Genomic DNA, 1,418 nt, shown 5'->3' with positions numbered 1-1,418 from the left:
CCTACCGTCTGGACACAAATATTTATATTTGGCAAAAAATAAATTTTGAGAGAAAGACAATTAAGGGATATAAAAGATCAGCGTTTATTGAAGAGAGGTAATATAATTTTAGATAAGTTATTTAAGAATAGCGTTCATTCGATTCGTCAAATTACCCAGAGTGATTCTGAGGCAAAATCTTTTTATCGGTTTTTACAAAATGATAATGTTTCCGAAGCAGATATAATACGTAACATGCGATCTAATTGTGTTTTCTCTTGTACAAACAAAGTTCTTCTGTGTATTCAAGACACTACTGAGGTTAATTTATATAATCATAAAAATAGAGTTAAAAAGGATCATTATATTGGTACAACCAATGCTGTTAAGGGAGGTATTGGATTCTTACTCCACCCTAGTTTTGTTTTAGATGCTCAGACATTAGTTCCTTATGGCTTTTCCGATGTTAAGATATGGAATAGGCCATTAGAGAAATTAACCAAAAAAGATCGGGATTACAATAAACTTCCTATAGAAGAAAAAGAATCTTATAAATGGATAGAATCTTCTCAAAACTCGAAAAAGGTATTAGACCAGGCAAAAGAAATCATAATCATTCAAGATAGAGAAGGCGATATTTATGAGCAATTCGGGATTGTTCCAGACCAAAAAACACATCTATTAGTTCGAGCAAGAGCCAATAGGACTCTTTCAGATAAGACAAAACTTTTTGATTATATCGCAAACCAACCATCCAAAGGAACTTATACAATAGAATTGGAGGGAGATAAAAGAAAGAATATAAAAAAAAGAGAAGCAATTTTAGAAGTTCGCTTCTCTGAAGTGACGATAAACAAAAATGATTTAAGTTCTAAAACTGCTCCGCAAAATATTAAACTTACTATCATAGAAGCCAAAGAAATAAATACCGATGTTAAAAATCCTATATGTTGGAGATTATTAACAACTATAAATGTCGAGAATCTAGAAACAGCTTTGAACTGTATTACCTGGTATACTTGCCGATGGGTTATAGAAGAGGTTTTTAGAATCTTAAAAAAAGAAGGTTTCAATATAGAAGCAAGTGAATTAACTTATGCAAAGTCTATACGTAAGCTTTCTTTACTGATGATGGAAACTATTGTAAAACTATTTTTAATGCAAATAGCTTATAATTGTCCTGAAGAAGAAATTGAATCTGGTAGTTGTTTTTCAGAAGACGAAATAAAATGCTTAGAATATCAAATAATAGCTTTAGAAGGGAATACTGAAAAGTTAAAAAACCCCTATTTGGACAAAGATTTAAAACGTTATGTTTGGGCAATTGCAAGATTAGGAGGCTGGAAAGGTTATGCTTCAGAACGAAAACCTGGAATAACTACATTTTGGATTGGAGTGCAAAAATTCACCTCAATTATGCAAGGATGGCAACTATTCCA

Annotated in this window: 1 protein-coding gene; it reads left to right on the top strand. The window is 31.5% G+C overall.

Features of this window, described 5'->3' with window-relative positions:
- Positions 1-45: 45 nt before the first annotated feature.
- Positions 46-1,418 (top strand): IS4 family transposase (locus tag B0A67_RS23035; protein WP_089069579.1); only part of this gene is annotated, 1,373 nt, incomplete at its 3' end.

This window comes from Flavobacterium aquidurense (genome assembly GCF_002217195.1).
GTDB classification, from domain to species: domain Bacteria; phylum Bacteroidota; class Bacteroidia; order Flavobacteriales; family Flavobacteriaceae; genus Flavobacterium; species Flavobacterium frigidimaris.
The sequence above is the reverse complement of the archived record's forward strand: the minus strand, read 5'-3'. Positions and strand labels throughout refer to the sequence as shown.